This window comes from Nocardioides aquiterrae, from assembly GCF_039526625.1.
GTDB classification, from domain to species: Bacteria; Actinomycetota; Actinomycetes; order Propionibacteriales; family Nocardioidaceae; genus Nocardioides; species Nocardioides aquiterrae.
The window spans coordinates 171,035-186,751 of the sequence record NZ_BAAAJE010000001.1 but is presented as its reverse complement, the minus strand read 5'-3'; the positions used below and the strand labels follow the sequence as shown (position 1 = coordinate 186,751).

The following is a 15,717-nucleotide window of genomic DNA, read 5'->3' as shown; positions in this document are numbered from 1 at the left end:
GCGCGGCGAGACATTCCACCGTTCTGGTTCATTTCGGGCTCCTTCTTGTTCACGCGATGGTTTCGGGGCGGCGCTCAGCCGCCGGTGCGTCGCTTCCGACGCCGTCGTCTGGGGTCGGTGATGGGTGGTGAACCCGAGAGGTCCGAGAAGCGAGGGGAGGGCTCGTCGCGGCAGATCCCTTGGCGAGCGCCTTGGTCCGCGAGCGGGCGCGGAGCACGGTCCATGCCTGGTTCGCGGCCACGGCCAGGATCAGGACGAGCCCGGTGACCACGGCCTGCCAGCTCGACTCGACCCCGGTCAGGTTGATGATGTTGCGCGTCATGGTCAGCGTGAGGGCCCCCACGAGCGCCCCGAACACATGGCCCTTGCCGCCGGTGAGCGAGGCACCGCCGATCACGGCGGCCGCGATCGCCGTGATCTCGTAGCCGTTGCCGATCAGCGGCGGGACGGTGGTGGTCCGTCCGGCGATGTGGATGCCCGCCACGGCAGCCATCAGGCCACTGACGACGTAGGCCGCGATCTTCACCCGGTCGACACGAACGCCCGCGTGGAGGGCCCCGGTGGGGGAGCTGCCGACGGCATAGAACATCATGCCGAACCTGGTGCGACCCAGGAGCAGCCCGACGGCGACCGCGATGACGACCACGAGGATCATCGGGAAGGTGATCGGCCCGGCGATGCGGGTCAGGCCACCGATGTAGTAGTAGGTCTGGTTCATGTAGCCGAGGATCGGAACGCCGGCGGTCCAGTAGAGGAGGACACCGCCCGCGATGCCCATCATGGCCAGGGTCGCGATGAAGTCGGGGATGCCGAGCTTGGTGATCAGCAGGCCGTTCGCGAGCCCGATCCCGGCGCCGACGGCCAGGGCGCCGGCGAAGGCGACGGGCATGGACAGGCCCTGGGTCAACAGGTTGGCCGCGACCCCGGCGCACAGGCCCATGACGGCGCCGACGGACAGGTCCAGGCCCCCGGCGATGAGGACCACCGTCATCCCGATCGCGAGGAAGCTGACCGTCATCATCGTGTTGACGATGTTCGTCACGTTGCCCTCGGTGGCGAACGTGGGCTCCACGATCGACATCACGATCGAGGCGATGGCCAACAGGCTGAGGATGCCGATGGAAGGGTCGGCCAGCACGCGGCGGCGGAGTGCTTCTCCCGCGGCGTGGGACGGAGTGGAGGCACGGTTCACGAGATTCGACCCTCCTGGACGGGTGGGAGAGCCGCCTGCGAGCGCGCGGACGAACCCAGCGACACGGCGAGGCGGAAGACGCTCCGGTCGACGATGACGCCCACGAGGATGCAGACGCCGATGATGATCGAGAAGACCAGCGGGTCCACGCCCATCAGCCGGAAGCCCTGCTTCAGGGTGGCCAGGAGGAGGCAGCCGGCCGCCGCCTGCCAGATGGCTCCCCGGCCGCCGGCCAGGCTGACTCCGCCGAGGACGGCGGCGGCGATGGCGGACAGCTCGTACCCCCCGGCCATGCCCGGCTGCACGGAGTTCAGGCGCGAGGCGAGCAGGACGCCGCCGACGCCGGCGAGGGTGCCGGAGATGACGTACGCCCAGACCTTGACCCGGCCCGCATCGATGCCGGCCACCAGAGCCGGTGCGGTGCCGCCTCCCACGGCGCGGACCATGCGACCGAAGGCCGACTTGACCAGGACGAACTGCAGGCCGGCGACGATGATGCCGGCCACGAGCAGCGCGCTGGTCACCGTGAGCACCGACGTGTTGGCGATCGCGAGGTAGCCGGCGTCCTGGGTCCCGGTGATCTGGACGTGATCGGTGAGGACCACGAGGAGCCCGGCGGCGACGTTCAGCGTGCCCAGGGTGACGATGAAGTCGTTGAGCTTCAGCTTGACGATGACGAGTCCGTTGAGGAGCCCGAACGCCGCTCCCGTCCCCACCCCGACCAGCACCGCCACCACGGTGTCGGCCCCGTGCATGGAGGCGAGCAGCGAGGTACCGGCACTCAGCCCCAGGACGGCGCCGACCGACAGGTCGATGCCGCCGGCGATGATGACGAGCGCCATCCCCGCCGTGATGATGAAGACCGGGACCTCCTCGTTGAGGTAGTACCGCATGGCCTCGCCGTCGACGAACGCCGGGACGGTCAGGGCGAAGTACGCGGAGACCGCGACCAGCGCGGTGACGATGGGCAGACCCTCGATCCCCAGGACTCGGGAGAGGCGCGCTCCGGCGGTGCTCACTTCGACGCCCTGGACGCGCGGTCGATGATGCGGTCCTTGACGGCCTCGATGCCGTCCTCGGTGACTCGCCGCCCGATGTCGTCGACCTCGCCGACCAACGAGCCTCGATTGAGGATGATCACTCGGTCGCTGAGACTGATCAGCTCGGAGAACTCGGACGCGATCAGGATCACCGAGGTGCCTCCGTCGACGAGCTCCCGGACCAGCCGGTGCACCTCCGCCTTCGCGTGGACGTCGATGCCCTGGGTGGGCTCGTCGAAGATCAGGATGGACGGCTTGGTGTTCAGGCAGCGGGCGATGATGGCCTTCTGCTGGTTGCCACCGCTGAGGTTGCGGACCTTCTCGCGCGAGCTCGGCGTCTTGATGCCGAGCTGCTGGACGAAGGACCTCGCCATGGTGCGCTCCCGACGGCCGCTGAGGAGGCCCGCGACGCAGACGGCGCGGAGCCGCGAGATCGAGATCGTCTCGGCGACCGAGAAGTCGGTCAGGACGGCCATCTGCTTGCGGTCCTCGGGCACCATCGCCAGCCCGGCCCGGTACGCCTTGCGGGGGTGGTTGAGCTTGCGGACCTTGCCGTCGATCGCGATGTGACCGGAGCTGGCCTTGTCCAGACCCATGAGGACCCTGACGAGCTCGGTGCGTCCCGCGCCGGCCAGGCCGGCGATCCCGAGCACCTCTCCGGGGTAGAGGTCGAAGGAGACGTCCCGCAGGACGCCGGGGCGCGAGACGTTGGTGACCCGCAGCCGAGGACCCGCCTGCCGGCCGTCGTCTCCCGACCGGCGGTGGGCGGCGGGAGCGGCGAGGAGCTCGGCGGCCTCGCCTCCGAACATGTGCGAGACCAGCTCCCGCTGGCTGACCGACTCCACCCGGACGGTGGCCATGGTTCTCCCGTCGCGCATGACGGTCGCCACGTCGGCGAGGCCGAAGAGCTCGTCGAGGTGATGGGTCACCCAGATCAGGGCGACGCCCCGGTGCTGCAGTCCCCGCATGTGGTCGAAGAGGAGCGTCTTCTCGTGCTCCTCCAGGCCCGAGGTCGGCTCGTCGAGGATGAGGATCTTCGGGCCGGCGGCGAGCGCCTTGACGATCTCGATCGCACGCTTCTTCAGGGCGCCGAACTCCGCCACCGGTCGCCACAGCTCGGCGCGGGTGATGCCGAACTCCGCTGCCAGGGGGGCGACTCGGGCGGCCACCTGCCGCCGGTTCACCAGCACGCCCCCGCGGGCGCCGAGTGCCGACTCGTTCCCCAGGAGGATGTTCTCGAGGACCGTCAGGTCGGGGAGCGTGGACAGCTCCTGGTGGATCGTGACGATCCCGAGGCGGTGGGCCTCGCGCGGATGCTCGACGCTGACCGGTTCCCCGTCGAGCTCGATCGTCCCCTCGTCCGGTTTCACGGTGCCGGACAGCACGTTGAGGAGGGTCGACTTCCCCGCGCCGTTCCCGCCCAGGAGGGCGTGGATCTCGCCGCGGTTGACCCTGAGGCTCGCCCGGTCGAGGGCCTGAACGCCCAGGTAGCGCTTGGAGATCCCCGACATCTCCAGCAGCGGAGCAGCCGGGGCCAGGGCGGGGTCGTGCTCGAGCGGTGTGGTCGTCGTGCCCATCCTCGTCCCCTTCCGGATCGACCGATCGGACGCCAGCGGCGATGTCGTGTCATCTTGTGATCGGGTGGTAGGACCAATATGGTGGAGATCACATTCCGCGCTGTCAAGCATCGATCTCGGCGTCATGGGTCCCGACCAGACAGGCGCGACGAAGGAGCGAGATGCAGAAGTTCATGAACGCCCCGGACACGGTCGTCGCGGACTACCTGACCGGCCTGGCGGCCGCGCACCCGCAGCTGATCGAGTTCCGAGCCGAGGAGCGCATCGTGGTCCGCGCGACCCCTGCGGCCGCTGGCAAGGTGGGACTGGTCTCGGGCGGTGGTTCGGGCTGCGAACCGCTGCACGCCGGCTACGTCGGGCCCGGGATGCTGGACGCCGCGTGTCCCGGCGAGGTCTTCACCTCACCGGTTCCCGCGCAGATCATGGCCGCGACCCGCGCGGCGGACCACGGCTCGGGCGTCGTGTTCATCATCAAGAACTTCGGCGGCGAGGTGATGAACTTCGGCCTCGCGGCCGAGATCCTGTCCCGGCAGGGAACCCGCATCGAGAAGGTGCTCGTCGACGACGACGCCTCCTTCCCGCCCGACCTGAGCAGGCAGCGCCGGGGCCTGGGCGCGACGGTGCTGGTCGAGAAGATCGCAGGGGCCGCCGCCGAGCGGGGGCGCTGCCTCGACGAGGTGGCCGCGGTGGCGCGCCGGACCGTCGCGAGCTGCCGGACCTTCGGGGTCGCCTTGAGCTCCTGCACTCCCCCGCGGCTCGGTCGACCGACGTTCGACCTGCCCGCGGGACACTACGAGGTCGGCGTCGGCCTCGGGGGGGACCGCGGGCAGGCGCGTGCAGCACTTCCCACCGCCGACCGGGTCGCGGACGTGCTGCTCGACAAGATCATGGCCGAGCTCGGCATCGCCACGGGCAGCCGCCTGATCACCATGCTGAGCGGCCTCGGATCGACACCCGAGATCGAGCTGTTCGGCCTCTACGGTGCGATCCACGACCGGCTCACGCGTTCCGGCGCCGTCGTCGAGCGTTCGCTCGTCGGCAACTACCTGACCTCCCTGGACTCCCTGGGGGCGCTCCTCTCCGTCCTCGTGGTCGACGAGGAGCTGATCGATCTCTGGGACCAGCCGGTCCACACCCCGGCGCTGCGATGGGGGGCATGAGATGGCGGAAGCACTCTCGCTCGACGACCTCCGCCGCTGGCTCGAGCACTTCGCCGATGCCGTCGTGAGCCAGGAGGCGACGCTGAACCAGCTGGACTCCGCAACGGGAGACGGCGAACACGGCTCCAACCTCAGTCGAGGCGTGGCAGCCATGCGGCGCGCGCTCGCCGATCAGTCCTTCGCCGACGCACAGTCGCTTCTCTCGTCCGTCGGCATGGCCATCGTCAACTCGGTCGGCGGCGCGAGCGGCGCCTTGTACGGCACGGTGTTCCTCAGGCTCAGCGACGCGGGCGCCGGGGTGACCGAGCTGGACCTCTCCCGACTGGCGGACGGCTTCGCCTCGGCGGCGGCCGGCGTCAGCGAGCTCGGCAGGACCACGCCCGGCGACAAGACGCTGCTCGACGCGATCCACCCGGCGGCGCAAGCCCTGCGGGAGGCGTCGGCCGCGCACCTGGACCTCGGCACCGGGACGGACCGGGCGGCACTCGCCGCGGAGACCGGCCGGGACGCGACTGCCGCCATGGCCGCCCGCGTGGGACGCGGCAGCTACCTGGGCGACCGGAGCCTCGGCCACATCGACGCCGGAGCGACGTCGATGGCCCAGCTCTTCAGGTCGCTCCACGTCGCCACGGCGTCGAGATGACGCGTCCCGGGCGGAACACTGAGCCGGCATGAAGACATCGGTGACCTCCCTGCACCTGCTCGACGGCGGGACTCTGGACGTCGAGTCCAGTGTCGTCATCCCGAGCACGAGGTACGGAACCCGGCTGACCGTCCCGGTGCAGATGTTCCTCGTGGGCACCACGCACGGGTACGTGCTGGTCGACACGGGGAACGACCCCCGGGTGATCGATGACCCCGAAGGGGCATGGGGCCAGAAGCTCGCCGACAGCGCCCGCCCCACGATGGCCGGCCACCACCACCTCGCGCGGCAGCTGCAGCTCCTCGGGCTGTCGCCCACCGACGTCAAGGTGGTGATCTACACCCACCTGCACCACGACCACGCGGGCGGCGGGCGCCTCTTCCCCGACGCCGTGCACGTGGTTCAACGCACCGAGCACCGCTGGGCGATGAGCCCGGATCCGCAGGCGGCCGGCGCGTACGTCGCGTCCGACCTCGCGGAGCCCAGGTCCTGGCGTCTGGCCGACGGCGACTGGCACGTCCTGCCGGGCATCTCGCTCGTCCTCACGCCGGGCCACACCCCCGGTCACCAGTCGGTCATGGTGTGGGAGGCGCCGGACCTGGGCAACGTGATCCTCGCCGGCGACGCCATCAACAGCCACGAGAACATCGACTCGAACGTCCCACCGGGCATCACGACCGACGCCGTCGCGGCGGGGCTCTCGATGCGCCGCCTGACCGCCCTCGCGGATGCCACGGACGCCGTCATCGTCACCGGTCACGACATGGAGCAGTTCCGGGCCATGCCGAAGGCGCCGGAACGGCTCCGGCGCACCGACGAATGGCCCGCGAGCCGACGGCTGCCCGACCCCGGCCCCCTGAGGATCGGCTCCTCGTGACCGGCACCGCCTGACTCTCGCCCACCGGACAGCACCCGACGCGCCCGACGTTGGCGAAGGGCCCTCGAGAGTATGAGTCGCGAGGGCCCTTCTGTGACCGGTGCCGGTGACGCTCCCGGTCGGCGACTCTTCCTGTCCGGTCCCGGCGGCGTCGTCACCGTGCCGCCGTGGCGGGTCGCCCCTCCGTGTGGACCTTCTCGTCCGAGTCGTCCCGGGCCCCTGTACGGGGTCCGTGAGGTTCGTTCTACGCCCGGACCGGGGCCGCCGCAAGGGACCTTGGTCCCGGTTCGGCGGACGCGACGCGTCCCCCGGTCACCCGCTCGTCCCCTTGACCGCGGACCCGGGCTCGGGCGGACCATGACGGCGTACCACTAGCGCGGGAGGCGAGCGTGGAGCTGACACTGGTACCCGTCGACAAGCCCGACGACATGAACGTCATCGTCGGCCAGGCGCACTTCATCAAGACGGTGGAGGACGTCCACGAGGCCCTCGCCGGGACCAGTCCGGGGCTGCGCTTCGGGCTGGCGTTCTGCGAGGCGTCCGGCCCCTGCCTGGTGCGCCGCTCGGGGAACGACGACCGCCTGGTCGACCTCGCCGTCCGCAACGCGCTGGCGATCGGCGCCGGCCACTCCTTCGTCGTCCTCCTGGCGGACGGCTACCCGGTCAACGTGCTGAACGCGCTCAAGCTGGTCCCCGAGGTGTGCGGGATCCACTGCGCGACCGCGAACCCGGTCCAGCTGGTGGTGGCCCGGACCGACCTGGGCCGGGCGATCGTCGGGGTGGTGGACGGGAGCCCTCCCGCCGGCGTGGAGACCGATGCCGACGTCACCGCCCGCAGGGAGCTGCTCCGCGCCATCGGCTACAAGCTCTGAGGCACGCCGGCCGCGATCCGGGAGCGCCGTTCGTCCTGGCCGAACGTGGACCTTCCACTGCGCAGCGGTGGGCTCCTACGGTCGCCGGACGGGACGCGGTCCGCCCCTGGGAAGGCGAGGCGGGAGGAGCGCGCCGCCACCGAGACGCTGCCACGAGGAGACCACGATGAGCGACCATCGCGAGCCCCAGACGCTCCAGGACCTGATCGACAGCACCCCCAACCTGGTCGATCACCTGTACGGCAACCGCAAGGGCTCGGTCGTGCGCGACGCGGTCCAGCGTCAGCCGGCCCAGTTCGTCGCCCCCGAGTTCACCAACTGGCGCGACGAGCAGCGAGCCTGGCGGGAGACCGTGGCGCTCTACGACCAGTCCTTCCACATGACCGAGACCTACGTGCGGGGCGCGGACGCGATGGCCTTCTTCGAGTCCCTGGGCATGAACGGGTTCAAGACCTTCGGCCCCGGCCGGGCCCGCCACTTCCTGCCCTGCACGCCGGCGGGCCACGTCATCGGCGACGGCATCCTGTACTGCCAGAACCCCGAGGAGATCGCGCTGGTGGGCCGCGCGGCCGGCCACAACTGGATCGCCTTCCAGGCCGAGACGGGCAGCTGGGACGTCGAGGTCGAGCGCGACGAGATCTTCTCCGCCAACCCCGCCGGCCGGCGGAAGGTGTACCGGTTCCAGCTCGAGGGACCGCACGCCTTCGACCTCCTGGAGAAGCTCACCGGGGAGCCCCTCCCGGACACGCGCGCCTTCCACATCATCCCGCTCACGATCGCCGGCCACCGCGTCTCGGCCCTGCGGCACACGATGGCCGGCGGACCCGGCTACGAGCTCTACGGGCCCTGGGACGAGCGCGAGGCGGTCAAGGCCGCGATCGTCGAGGCGGGCGAGGAGTTCGAGCTGCGCCAGGTGGGTTCGATGGCCTACTTCACCACGGCGGTCGAGCTCGGCTGGATCGCCCGCCCGCTCCCGGGGATCTTCACCGACGAGGCGCTCCGCCCCTTCCGCGAGTGGCTGCCCGCCACCTGCGAGGAGGCCAACTGGTCGATCGGCGGCAGCTTCTACTCCCCGCGGATCGAGGACTACTACTTCACCCCGTACGAGCTCGGCTACGGCCACCTCATCAAGCTCAACCACGACTTCGTCGGGCGAGCGGCGCTGGAGCGGATGGCCGGGGAGGACCACCGCCGCAAGGTGACCCTGGAGTGGAACGCCGAGGACTTCGGCCGCGTCTGGGCGTCCTACCTCACCCCGGGCGAGACCCCCGGCAAGTTCATCGACCTGCCGCGCGCCAACTACTCGACGTGGCAGTACGACGCGGTGCTGGACGACCGGGGTCGCACCGTCGGGGTCGCGAACTACACCTGCGCGAGCTGGAACGAGCGGGCCATGCTGTCGGTGGCGGTCGTCGAGGCGGAGCACGCGGAACCCGGGAGGGAGCTGACCCTGGTGTGGGGCGAGCCCGACGGGGGCGCGAAGAGCGCGCCCTGGCTGGAGCCGCACCGGCAGATGGAGATCCGCGCCACCGTGGTCAAGAGCTACGCCGACTGAGACGCCGGTGTACCGCACGCCGCGCGAGGGCACGTCGGCGCCGACCGACCTCCTCCACGACTTCTCCCTCGAGATCACCGGCAAGGACGCCGACGCCCTCAGCGGTGCCCGGGCCGCGATCCCCGCGGGCACCCGCGTGCACGTGACCTACCTGGCCCACGAGGACCTCGCGCTCCGCGTGGCGGCGGCGCGGACCGTGCGCCGGCTGGGGCTGGTGGCGGTGCCGCACGTGTCGGCCCGGCGGCTCGGCAGCCGCGCCGAGCTCGACGAGTTCGTCGGCGGTCTCCGGGCCGACGGCAATGCCGAGCACCTCTTCCTCGTCGCGGGTGATCCGCGGACGCCCGCGGGCCCGTTCGCCGACACGTTGGCGGTCATCGAGTCCGGGGTGCTCGAGCACCACGACGTCGGCCGGGTGGGGATCGCCGGCTACCCCGAGGGACACCCGCACATCCCCGACGACGTGCTGTGGCGCGCGCTGGAGCAGAAGGTGTCCGCGCTGGCCGAGCGTGGGATCGGGGCGAGCGTCACCACGCAGTTCGGGTTCGACGCGGACCGGGTGCTCGGGTGGGTGGAGCAGGTCCGGCAGCGCGGCGTCGCGGTTCCGGTGCGGGTCGGGGTGCCGGGGCCGGCCGGCGCCCGGAGGCTGCTGAGCTACGCCACCCGGTTCGGCGTGGGTACGAGTGCGAGCATCGCCGCCAAGTACGGGCTCTCGCTCACCAACCTGATGAGCAGCGCCGGGCCGGACCGGTTCGTCGATGCGCTGGGGGCGGGCTACGACGAGCACCGGCACGGGGAGCTGCGGCTGCACTTCTACACGTTCGGCGGGGTCGGCGCGACCGCCGAGTGGGCTCGAGGGTTCCGGCAGTCCGTGGGGTGAGCCCGGGCGCAGGCCCGGCTGCCCTACGCGGTCTCCACCCCGTCGGCCATCTCGAGGAGCGCCCGGGAGATCTGCTCCCCCGCACGCAGCAGCGCCGCGACCATGTGGTTGCGTCGAGCGCCGAGGACCCGCTGCGTGGGGCCGGCGACCGAGACGGCGCCGACCGCGCGCGGCGCGTCGCCCCGCGGGACGAGCACGGGCACCGCGATCGACGACAGCCCGATCTCGAACTCCTCCTCCGCACTCGCCCAGCCCCGGTCCCGGACCACGGCGAGGCCCGCCCGGTAGCGCTCGGGGTCCATGACGGTGTGCGGCGTGTAGCGCCGGAACCCGGCGTTGAGGACGGCCTGCTCGACGAACGGGTTGAACGCCGCGATCGCCCGCCCGCAGCTGGACGAGTGGCCGGGGACCCTGCGGAACGCCTCGGTGTGGAACCGCAACCCGTGGGTTCCCTCGAGCCGGTCCACGTACAGCACCTCCGAGCCGAGCGGGATCCCCAGCTGGACGGTCTCGCTGACCCGGTCGCGGAGCTCGCCCAGCACGGGCAGCGCGAGCTCCTTGAGCAGGAGTCGGTCGGCCGCCAGCTGCCCGTACTCGAAGAGCCGGATGCCGAGCCGGTAGCGGCCGTTCGGCCGACGCTCCAGCAGTCCCCCTGCTGCCAGGGTCGCCAGCATCCGGCTGGCGGTGCTCTTGGCGATGCCGAGCTGCCGGGCGATGTCGGACGCACCGCACTCGTCGGCACCCGTGAAGCAGTCGAGCACGCCCATCGCGATCGTCACCGACCGCAGGCCGCCGGGGGCCTGGGCGGCGAGCTCGTCCACGCCCCCGAGTACATCGTGGCGAGAGGAGTCCGTCCAGTGCCCGGTCACCGGTTCCCCTGGAAGGCGTACTTCAGCGCGAAGGACGCCGGGCTCCACGCCGCGGGCGCCGGGGCTGGACCCGCGACCGTGACCGGCCTCGACTGCACGACGTGCACGGGGCCCCCGGGCGCCCGGTCCCGGGCGAGGACCCACTCGACGTCGACGGCGTGCCCGTACTGCTGCTCGATGCGCCGGACGGCGTCGGCGACGGCGCACAGCTCCTCGTCGTCCAGGACGCGCGCGTCCCGCAGCTCGGGCGGCATCTCGCGCTCGGTGACCCGCCGACTGGCCGGGTCGTAGTCCGAGATCACCTTCTTGGTGGCGACCGTGTAGCGCAGGGGACGCAGGTCGGACTTGCCGACCTCGCCCCGGTCGGGGGTGACCAGCCCCTGGACCACGGCCTCCCCCCATCCCCACGAGCCCTCGACCACGATCCGGTCCGGCTTGCCGCTGACGGGGTGCACCGAGAACGCGACGCCGGACGCCTTCGCCGCGACGAGCTCCAGGACGCCGACCGCCATCGGCATGTCGTCGTGGGAGATCCCGCGTTCCAGGCGGTAGCACAGCGCCCGGGGACCGAACAGGCTGGCCCAGCAGTCACGCACCGCGTCGATCACCTCGACCGCACCGCTGATCCCGAGGTAGGTCTCGAAGATGCCTGCGAAGCTCGACTGAACGCCGTCCTCGCCGGTGGCGGAGCTCCGTACGGCGACCGGGAGCGCGTCGTCGCCCCGCCGCTTGCACAACTGGGCGTACCGGTCGGCGATCGCGTCGCAGAGCTCGTCGGTCAGCGCGACCTGCCGGATGGCCCCGACGATCTCCTCGGACGCCGCCGCGACCCGGTCGTCCGAGGGGTCCGCCGGCAGGGACCGGACGATGCCGCCGATCCAGTCGTCCAGCCCGGAGGCCCGGAAGTGGGTGCGGTACGCGTCGACGCCCAGGACGAAGCCGCCGGGGACGACGGTGCCGGCGGCGCCCATCTCGACCAGCCTGCCGATCTTCGCCCCACCGACCGACGTCGCCGTGTCCGGCCGGAGCTCGTCGAGGTCCAGGACGAGGCTCACGCCGAGACGACCTCGTCCGGGTGTTCGGCCCGCTTGAAGACCGTCACCGTGCCGTTCGTCCCGTCGACCTCCACCTCGTCGCCGTCGCTGATCACGACGGTGGCCAGGCCCACGGCGGTCACGGTCGGCACGCCGTACTCCCGGCCGACGATCGCGGCGTGGGACAGCGTCCCTCCCCCGTCGCACACGCAGGCGGCGATCTTGGCGAAGGCAGGCGTCCAGTTCGGGGACGTCGACTCGCACACCAGGATCTCGCCCGGCTGCACCCGGTGGAGCTCGTCGGCGTCGGTCAGCACCCGCGCGATGCCGCGGGCCCTGCCCCGCGAGGCCGCGACCCCCGAGAGCGTCTTCACGTCACTGTCGTCGCCCGCGGCCTGGACCGCCGTGAGGAAGTGCGAGTTCAGCCCGAAGATCTCGATGAGGATCGGGTCGGTCACCGCTTCCGGGATGGTGCCGAGTACCTTCGGCATGCTCGCCCGGCGTCCGTACCAGTGGTCGAAGTACTGCTTGCGGTCGTTGATGATGCCCTTGAACTCGGCGAAGTTCCGCTCGCCGTCGACGACCTGCAGGAGCTCGGGCCAGAACAGGAAGATCGTGTCGTCGGACGCGTCCGCACCGACCACCTCGGCGATCTGCTGGGTGGCCCATCGCATGGGCAGCGAGACGCGCAGGTCGATGTAGTAGTTGTGGTCGTCCTGCCACCAGGGGAAGTTGGCCGCCTGGCAGGACGCGAGGCCGGCGTCGAAGACCTCCTGCTCCTCCCGGGACAGCGACGACCGGGCCGCGTCGATCGCGGCCTCCCGCTCCTCGACGGCGTTCGCGAGGGCCGCCTCGAAGTCGTGGTCGGTGTCCTTGAGGAGGAAGGTCTTCACCATGCCCAGGGCCGGGGTCGGGTCCTCGATCCAGGACGGCAGCGCGATGTCGCACGAGCCCTCGGTGCGGTAGCCGTAGACCTGCAGGAAGTCGTCGAACTCGGTCAGCCAGCCGGCGGCCGCCCCGCCGTGTGCCGACAGCGCCGCGCGCATCGCGGTCGCGTCGTGCGCGGCGAACACCTCGCCGAGACCCGCGTTCCGCGCCTTGCGGGTGAGGTCCCACAGCGCCCGGTCGGTCTCCATGATCTTGGTGTCGTAGCCCTGGAGGAACTTGGCGATCTGTCCCGGGTCGATACCCATCTCGGTGCAGGCGCCGTAGAAGCCGACGTAGTTGGCGAGGAGCGGGTACATGATCTCGAAGTGGATCTCGAAGGCGCGCTTGTGGAACTGGCGCGCCTTGCGGAGGTAGCCGCCGAGCTCGGGAAGCTGCAGCGACCGCAGGTCGACCGACTGCAGGTGCGTCCACCAGGAGTCGACCTCCGCGCGGCGCTCGGCCCAGGTGCCCTCGAAGTTCTCGAGGAAGCGCGGCAGGTTCTGCATCATCCGGCGCGCCCGTTCGCCGATCTCCCACTCGTCCGTCACGTCGATCGCGGCGGCGTAGGTGTGCGTCCCGGCGATCCGCTGGGTGATGCCGCGCCCGGGCGGCAGCGGCAGCGACTCCGCGGCCAGCTGGGTCCCCCAGGAGTAGCCGTCCTCGTTCCAGATCAGGCCCATCGGGGTCAGGCCCCGCGGCCAGTGGAAGTCGAGGAACCAGAACCGCTCCTCGTCGGCCTTGTCGAAGGTCCGGAACGGCTCGACCGCCCAACCTGCATGGTCCAGTGCCGGCTTGAAGCCGGGGTACCACTCATCCGTCACGAACTCGTCGACGGGGACGACTGTGGCCATGGGCGGCTCTCCTAAGTCTCACGGACGCGGTGTGAGGAAGGTCGCATCGCACCCACCGTGGCTCAAGCGTCGCGTTCGCGACAGGAGAACGTCCCCGAAAGCCGAACCCGGTTTCATCCGCCGGGGAGCGCGCCCCGGTCCCACCGGCGGGTCGTGCCCGCCGGCGGCCCGCGGTCAGCGCGGCGCCGGAGCCAGCTGCCGCGTCAGGGTGTCGATGACGGTGTCGGCAGCCACCTGGCGGCCGGCTCGCGGTCCCAGCGTCTCCTCCAGCCGCGCCGCGAGCGCGGCGAGGTCGGCGGGCCGTTCGAGGCCGGCGACCCAGGGCGGGGTGTCGGGGTGGACGAGCGCACCGGAGAGCACGGGGTCGACCGCGTCCACGAGGTCCCGCATGAAGTCCAGGCCGAGCGCGACGCGCTCGGGGCCCACCAGCGCGACCGCGTGCTGGACGTGGTCGAGGAACGAGTCCACCGTGGCGGCGTCGGACAGGAACGGGCCGAACCCGTTGACGGCGACGAAGCCGCCGCTGTCGGCCACCGCCCGGATCTGCTCGTCGGTGAGGTTGCGCGGGTGCGGCTGCAGGGCCCGGCAGGAGGAGTGGCTCGCGACGAAGGGCCTGGTCGCGACCGAGGCCAGGTGCCAGAAGCCGGTCTCCGAGAGGTGACTGACGTCGACGAGCATGCCGAGCCGCTCCATCTCGGCGACCGCCTCGAGACCGAGGGTCGTCAGGCGGCCGCCGGCATCCTGCTCGCCGACCCCGTCGGCCATCATCGTGCGGCGGTTCCAGGTCATCGAGGCGATCCGGACGCCGAGGCGGTGGAAGGTGTCGAGCAGCTCGAGGGAGTGGCCGACCGGCTCACAGCCCTCCAGGGCGAGGACGAGCGCGATGCGGCCGCTCTCGATGGTGGGCCGGATCTGGTCGCCCCGCTCGCAGATCGCCACGTCGGCGGCGTGCACGTCGGCCAGGCGGCGGGCCTCCTCCAGCACCTGCAGGCTCCGGCGCAGGGCGCCCTCGCCCACGTGCTGCTCCTCGGTGAAGACCGGGAGCACCTGCAGGGCCACGCCGCCGGCCCGCAGCTGCGGCAGCCAGAAGTCGCCGAACGGGTCGGCGAGGCCCCGCTCGCGCTGGTGCAGGACACCCAGCAGCAGGTCGTTGTGGCAGTCCGCCACCGGCAGCATCGGCACCGCCATCAGGAGGTGGTGCCCGCGCTGGTCGCCTCGCGGCGGCGGGCCAGCTGGGCCAGGGAGACCGCGATGACCAGCGCGCCGCCGTAGAAGAGCTGCTGCACGAAGCTCTCCGCCCCCAGGAGCTGGAGCCCGGTGATGCCGGTCGCGAGGAAGTAGACCGCGATGAACGCGCCCCAGGCGTTGAACCGGCCCGGGATCACGGTGGTCGCGCCGAGGAAGACCGCGGCGAACGCCGGCAGGAGGAACGAGGTGCCCGAGCTCGGGTCCGCCGAGCCGGTGGTGCCGGCGTACAGGGTGCCCGCCACGCCCGCCAGGCCGGCCGACGCCACCAGGGCACCCATGCGGACCCGGGGGACCGCGATGCCGCTCAGGCGGGCGACGTCGCGGCCGCGGCCGATGAAGAGCATGCGCATCCCCAGCGCGGTGTGCTGCAGCAGGTACCAGAGCACGACGCAGAGCGCGAGGCCGTAGTAGAACGCCGCCGGCACGCTGAACAGCTTGTAGCCGATCACCAGGTCGACCAGCGAGGTCGAGATGCCGCTCACCGTCGTGGAGTCGCTGATCCAGAGGACCAGGCCCTGGATCACGGTCCCCGTGCCGAGCGTGACGATCAGCGAGTCGACCCCGAAGATCACGATCACGGCGCCGTTCACCAACCCGGCCAGCAGGGCCGCCAGGAGGCCCGCCACGATCGCGGCGCCGATCGACCAGCCGTGGTTGACGTTCAAGATGCCGATCACCATGGCGGTGAGGGTGGCGACGGACGCGACCGACATGTCGTAGTCGCCGCACACCAGCGGCAGCACCAGGCACAGCGTCAGCACGAGCGGAACCGCCTGCGATCCCAGGATGTTCGAGACGCTCGCCGTGCTCAGGAACGTGTCCGGCAGCAGCACGGCGAAGACGACGAAGACGACGAGCCAGGCCGCGGGCAGGGCGCCGGCCTCGATGCGCGAGGTCCAGCGACGAGCGCCCGGCCGGGTCGGCGCGACGGCGTCCGTGTCGTGACCGGTAGTTGTACCCACTGACATGTCGACTCTCTTCACGGGCGGTGATGG

The 15,717-nt window shown here is 71.4% G+C and carries 14 protein-coding genes; 6 read left to right on the top strand and 8 right to left on the bottom strand.

The window, feature by feature from the left end; translation table 11 throughout:
* Positions 1–49 precede the first annotated feature (49 nt).
* Genes ABD086_RS00885 through ABD086_RS00875 form a run of 3 tightly spaced genes read right to left on the bottom strand, consistent with a single transcriptional unit; the run spans position 50 to position 3,809 of the window.
* The gene (locus tag ABD086_RS00885) at positions 50–1,192 is read right to left on the bottom strand and encodes an ABC transporter permease (RefSeq protein WP_343904797.1); all 1,143 of its coding nucleotides are present in this window, start codon (positions 1,190–1,192) and stop codon (positions 50–52) included.
* Positions 1,189–2,211 (bottom strand): ABC transporter permease, encoded by a 1,023-nt coding sequence (locus tag ABD086_RS00880; protein WP_343904795.1) that lies wholly within the window; start codon positions 2,209–2,211, stop codon positions 1,189–1,191. The genes ABD086_RS00885 and ABD086_RS00880 overlap by 4 nt, the downstream gene beginning before the upstream one ends.
* Positions 2,208–3,809: a sugar ABC transporter ATP-binding protein gene (locus tag ABD086_RS00875; protein ID WP_343904794.1), complete on the bottom strand. Its 1,602-nt coding sequence runs from the start codon at positions 3,807–3,809 to the stop codon at positions 2,208–2,210. The genes ABD086_RS00880 and ABD086_RS00875 overlap by 4 nt, the downstream gene beginning before the upstream one ends.
* Before the next feature lie 161 nt (positions 3,810–3,970).
* On the opposite strand from ABD086_RS00875, the gene ABD086_RS00870 reads away from it, so the two are divergent.
* The 6 genes from ABD086_RS00870 (at position 3,971) to ABD086_RS00845 (ending at position 9,793) form a co-directional block, all read left to right on the top strand.
* Positions 3,971–4,969, top strand: coding sequence for a dihydroxyacetone kinase subunit DhaK (locus ABD086_RS00870; protein ID WP_343904792.1), 999 nt, complete (start codon positions 3,971–3,973; stop codon positions 4,967–4,969).
* Position 4,970: 1 nt separating this feature from the next.
* Positions 4,971–5,612, top strand: coding sequence for a dihydroxyacetone kinase subunit DhaL (dhaL, locus tag ABD086_RS00865; protein WP_343904790.1), 642 nt, complete (start codon positions 4,971–4,973; stop codon positions 5,610–5,612).
* 28 nt (positions 5,613–5,640) lie between these two features.
* Complete coding sequence (locus ABD086_RS00860) at positions 5,641–6,489, top strand: N-acyl homoserine lactonase family protein (RefSeq protein ID WP_343904789.1); 849 nt, start codon at positions 5,641–5,643, stop codon at positions 6,487–6,489.
* Positions 6,490–6,878: 389 nt separating this feature from the next.
* Positions 6,879–7,361: an adenosine-specific kinase gene (locus ABD086_RS00855; protein WP_343904787.1), complete on the top strand. Its 483-nt coding sequence runs from the start codon at positions 6,879–6,881 to the stop codon at positions 7,359–7,361.
* A gap of 166 nt (positions 7,362–7,527) precedes the next feature.
* A complete protein-coding gene (locus ABD086_RS00850; protein ID WP_343904786.1) occupies positions 7,528–8,916 on the top strand; it encodes a hypothetical protein in 1,389 nt (462 codons plus the stop codon).
* A 7-nt stretch (positions 8,917–8,923) separates the two neighbouring features.
* Positions 8,924–9,793, top strand: a complete 870-nt coding sequence (locus ABD086_RS00845) for a methylenetetrahydrofolate reductase (RefSeq protein ID WP_343904785.1) — start codon at positions 8,924–8,926, stop codon at positions 9,791–9,793.
* A 23-nt stretch (positions 9,794–9,816) separates the two neighbouring features.
* Here the strand turns inward: ABD086_RS00845 and ABD086_RS00840 are convergent, their stop codons facing one another.
* From ABD086_RS00840 to ABD086_RS00820, 5 genes are all read right to left on the bottom strand, one after another.
* The gene (locus ABD086_RS00840; RefSeq protein ID WP_343904783.1) at positions 9,817–10,614 is read right to left on the bottom strand and encodes an IclR family transcriptional regulator; all 798 of its coding nucleotides are present in this window, start codon (positions 10,612–10,614) and stop codon (positions 9,817–9,819) included.
* Between the two features lie 44 nt (positions 10,615–10,658).
* Entirely contained in the window at positions 10,659–11,717 is a 1,059-nt protein-coding gene (locus ABD086_RS00835; protein WP_343904781.1) for a PEP/pyruvate-binding domain-containing protein, read from the bottom strand.
* Positions 11,714–13,474, bottom strand: coding sequence for a PEP-utilizing enzyme (locus tag ABD086_RS00830; RefSeq protein WP_343904780.1), 1,761 nt, complete (start codon positions 13,472–13,474; stop codon positions 11,714–11,716). Before ABD086_RS00830 ends, ABD086_RS00835 begins: the two co-directional genes overlap by 4 nt.
* A gap of 174 nt (positions 13,475–13,648) precedes the next feature.
* Complete coding sequence (locus ABD086_RS00825) at positions 13,649–14,662, bottom strand: dipeptidase (RefSeq protein WP_343904778.1); 1,014 nt, start codon at positions 14,660–14,662, stop codon at positions 13,649–13,651.
* Positions 14,662–15,705: an ABC transporter permease gene (locus ABD086_RS00820; protein ID WP_343904776.1), complete on the bottom strand. Its 1,044-nt coding sequence runs from the start codon at positions 15,703–15,705 to the stop codon at positions 14,662–14,664. Before ABD086_RS00820 ends, ABD086_RS00825 begins: the two co-directional genes overlap by 1 nt.
* Positions 15,706–15,717: the final 12 nt, after the last annotated feature.